Annotated in this window: 4 protein-coding genes; 3 read left to right on the top strand and 1 reads right to left on the bottom strand. The window is 39.3% G+C overall.

The features are described 5' to 3' along the window. Positions 1-192: 192 nt before the first annotated feature. The gene (locus V7124_RS09025) at positions 193-1,101 is read right to left on the bottom strand and encodes a nuclease-related domain-containing protein (RefSeq protein WP_335488290.1); all 909 of its coding nucleotides are present in this window, start codon (positions 1,099-1,101) and stop codon (positions 193-195) included. 147 nt (positions 1,102-1,248) lie between these two features. Between V7124_RS09025 and V7124_RS09030 the strand changes: the two genes are divergently transcribed. From V7124_RS09030 to V7124_RS09040, 3 genes are read left to right on the top strand one after another with little or no spacing between them, the layout of a single operon-like run. Beyond that, entirely contained in the window at positions 1,249-2,226 is a 978-nt protein-coding gene (locus V7124_RS09030; protein ID WP_335419031.1) for an ABC transporter ATP-binding protein, read from the top strand. Beyond that, on the top strand, positions 2,223-3,026 hold the full coding sequence (locus V7124_RS09035; protein ID WP_335419034.1) for an ABC transporter permease: 804 nt from the start codon (positions 2,223-2,225) through the stop codon (positions 3,024-3,026). Before V7124_RS09030 ends, V7124_RS09035 begins: the two co-directional genes overlap by 4 nt. A gap of 7 nt (positions 3,027-3,033) precedes the next feature. Next, positions 3,034-3,816: an ABC transporter permease gene (locus V7124_RS09040; protein WP_335419037.1), complete on the top strand. Its 783-nt coding sequence runs from the start codon at positions 3,034-3,036 to the stop codon at positions 3,814-3,816. Positions 3,817-3,928: the final 112 nt, after the last annotated feature.

Here is a 3,928-nt window from a genome sequence, read left to right on the forward strand (position 1 = left end):
AAAAAGAGGTAACTCATGAGGTCGATGAGTGCCCTGAATTTACATGAAAACGAAAAAGAGGTAACTCATGAGGTCGATGAGTTACCAGAATTCACTCGAAATCGAAAAAGAGGTAACTCATAAAGATCTTCCCCGATTAAAAAAACCTAAATTACCATTTTTTTATAAAACCCATTGCACCAAAACAAAAATTTACTCGTAATAAGTCCACTGCCTGGTTCCCATAACCTTATAATTATTAGTTAAAACCTTCCTGATCTTCTTCCTAGATTCAACCACCGTACACCAATCAAAGATAAGATTAGTGGTAACCTTCTGGCCAGGAAAAAGCAGCTTAAATTCTTCTACATGGCGTACAATTGCTGATTGACTGTCCTCCTCAGTGCCACAATCATAACAAATTAATTTTTTTTCACCTACTATTACTTCAAATGAATGGCATGTTCCACATTGCATTCCTTTCCTAATTGAATGGTAGTCATAAGGCGGCAATTTAGGATAAGGGGATTCGAAAGTATGCGAACCTACTAATTTGTCAGCTAGTTTCCTATGTACTTCGTCTAACTTTGGACCCTTGGAATTTAGTTTTGTCATAAAGCTGCCTAGCTGAGGCGGAAAAATAATTGATTGATTCTGGGGAGCTTGGTATAAGAAAAATTCAGGGTTAATGAAGGTCAGGTAAGAGTCAATTTGAAAGTGGAACCCTAGTTTTTGGAGAAATTGACGAAGAAGTATCTCACTTCGTTTCATCTGATGGAGCGGATTAGTTATTTCCTTTTTCGTGATGCAATGACGAAATTCACCGTCTTCGAAAAAATAATTACTATAATAATTTTTAACTTCGCATGGAATAATTGTTTTATTCTTAATGAGTAAGGAATCAATTTGGAATTTTGAATGGTTATGTTCGAGGAACAAGTCGTTGATTATAAACATTTCGCAATCAAGTCTTGCAGTTAACTGATCAAACATCAATTCTCCTTCGTAGCCCTTACTTAAGTTGGTGTACTGCACCATTTCATCCTCAGTAAATTTAATTCTGTTTTCCAACAATCTCAATAGCGTTAATAACTCTGGTTCCGTTCTTGGTTTTAATAACATGACCCACATCCCTTCTTAGATTAATCATATATAAAAATCCAACAAAGAACTGTGTCGAAAAATCTACAAAAAACAATTCAAAAAATTCTTGACACTCCAACCAGCCAATGGTATTATTTCCCTCTGTGACAAAAGGGAGGGAATCATTTGATAAAAGTAGAAGGCATTTCGAAATCCTTTAAAGTGGCAAAGCGTTCTACTGGGTTACTGCAAGCTACAAAAGCACTTTTCTACAGAGAACATTCCATCGTTGAAGCACTAAAAGACATCTCATTCAACATAGAACCAGGTGAAATCGTTGGATACATTGGTCCGAATGGTGCTGGCAAGTCAACAACCATCAAAGTCATGAGCGGTATCTTGGTTCCAGACGGTGGGAATTGCAGCATTATGGGCTACATACCTTGGAAGGAACGCACCCAATATGTAAAAAATATTGGTGTGGTTTTCGGTCAGCGTTCCCAGTTATGGTGGGATGTTCCGGTAATAGACTCATTTGAACTTTTGAAGGATATTTACAAAATTCCACAGCAAGAATATAAAACTACATTAGATTTACTCATCGAAACGCTAGAATTGCAAAATATCATGAATTCCCCTGTTCGGCAATTAAGCTTAGGCCAGCGAATGCGCTGTGAAATTGCTGCATCATTACTACATAATCCTAAAGTCCTGTTTTTAGATGAACCAACGATTGGGCTAGATGCCGTTTCAAAAATCGCTGTCCGCCAATTCATCAAGACCATTAATCAGGAAAAAGGTGTGACGGTTGTCCTTACCACCCATGATATGAATGATATTGAGGCACTAGCAAACCGGGTAATTTTGATCGGTAAAGGTAGTCTACTCTATGATGGAAAACTAGATGAATTAAGAAGGCGTTTTGGAACCAATAAAACCATTACAGCTGATTATCGGAAAAATTCAACCCTCATCAATATACCTGGAACCACGATCATAAACTGGTCGCCTGAACATGTGGTACTAAGTGTGGATACGGAACAAATCCTTACATCTAAAGTGATTACCCAGCTGTCGAACCAAGTCGATCTAGTCGATGTCACAATCGAATCGCAGCCAATCGAAGATATCATTGTTCAACTTTATAAGGAGTTCCAAATATGAAGGTATATGCAGCGGTTTTAAAACTACGGCTATTAATTGGTATGCAATACCGAGCAGCGGCGTTGGCTGGAGTGGCTACACAATTTTTCTGGGGATTTATTGCGATTATGGTATTTGTAGCATTTTATGAATACTCTGCATCGACACCACCCATTTCATTAAAAGAGTTAACCACGTACATCTGGCTACAGCAGGCGTTCCTAGCTTTTGTCATGCTCTGGTTCCGTGACAATGAATTATTTGATCTCATTACAAGCGGGAATATTGCCTATGAGCTGTGCCGACCGGCAGATTTATATGGTTTCTGGTATGCAAAACTTCTAGCACAGCGGTTATCCAGCGCATTATTACGTTGTTATCCCATTTTAATTGTTGCTTTCTTTTTACCTGAGCCCTACAACATGACACTTCCTCCAAACGGAACAACTTTACTATTATTTGTGATCACCCTTTTACTAGGCTTATTACTATTAGTAGCCATATCAATGTTCCTTTATATTTCTGTATTTGTTACTTTATCACCAATGGGATCACTGTTGATATTTGGGGTTCTAGGGGAATTTTTTGCCGGGTTGATTATCCCCATTCCACTGATGCCATTGTGGCTGCAAAAAATAGCCTACGTTTTGCCATTTCGCTGGACGGCAGATTTTCCATTTCGTGTATATTCCGGACATATCACACAAACAGAAGCACTAGTTGGAGTTTTCATTCAATTGGGTTACCTTTTGGGTCTTCTATGGCTTGGAAAACTGGCACTTAACGCTGCATTAAAAAGAGTCGTCGTACAGGGGGGATAGGTGAAAAATGGGTCTTTATTTTAAGTATTTACTGATATTATTTAAATCGCAAATGCAATACCGGACCTCGTTCTGGCTGCTATCGATTGGACAGTTTTTTATTCCTTTCTCGATTTTTGCGGGTCTTTACTTTTTGTTTGAACGATTTGGGCAAATAAAAGGTTGGGATTTTTTTGAGGTAGCCCTTTGTTTTGCTGTGATCCACATGGCTTTTTCATTAAGTGAGTGTTTTGCTAGGGGATTTGACACTTTTTCCAGCCTTATTATAAAGGGGGACTTTGATCGCGTGCTGGTTCGTCCGCGAAGTACATTCCTTCAAGTTCTTGGATCCAAATTTGAGTTTACTCGGATTGGGCGGCTGCTTCAAAGCGTCCTCGTCTTACTATGGGCTTTGGGTAATCTTCCTATTGAATGGAGCTTACTAAAGGCAGCCACTCTGCTTTTTATGGTTACGAGTGGGGTATTGATTTTTACAGGAATCTATATGCTTGCAGCTACCATGTGTTTTTGGACAGTTCAGGGCCTCGAGATTGCAAATATCTTTACGGATGGCGGCAGAGAGATGGCCCAATATCCATTAAATATTTATCAAAAATGGGTGGCGCGAATATTCACCTATGTCATTCCTTTTGGAACGGTCAATTATTTGCCTTTACTATTTATTCTCGGAAAAACAGAGGGCAACGAAGTCTTATATATGCTCACTCCTGTCGCAGGCAGTCTCTTTATTCTTCCTTGTTTTTTTATATGGCAATTTGGGGTCAGACACTATCGTTCGACCGGGTCTTAAGGCAGGGGGTGGGAAGCCCCACCCGCTGCCTACCTTTTTTAAAAGATAAGAAAGTAAAAGTTTTTGAACTTAGTTTACTGTCCAGCGCAAGCGGCCCTAGCGGCTAGTGTCC

This window comes from Neobacillus niacini (assembly GCF_036961885.1).
In the GTDB taxonomy this organism is placed as follows: domain Bacteria; phylum Bacillota; class Bacilli; order Bacillales; family Cytobacillaceae; genus Neobacillus; species Neobacillus niacini_H.

What these genes read in the sequence shown, in the direction of transcription:
- V7124_RS09025 (WP_335488290.1), bottom strand. Translation starts at nt 1,101, where the DNA reads ATGTTATTAAAACCAAGAACGGAACCAGAGTTATTAACGCTATTGAGA.
- V7124_RS09040 (WP_335419037.1), top strand. Translation starts at nt 3,034, where the DNA reads ATGGGTCTTTATTTTAAGTATTTACTGATATTATTTAAATCGCAAATG.
- V7124_RS09035 (WP_335419034.1), top strand. Translation starts at nt 2,223, where the DNA reads ATGAAGGTATATGCAGCGGTTTTAAAACTACGGCTATTAATTGGTATG.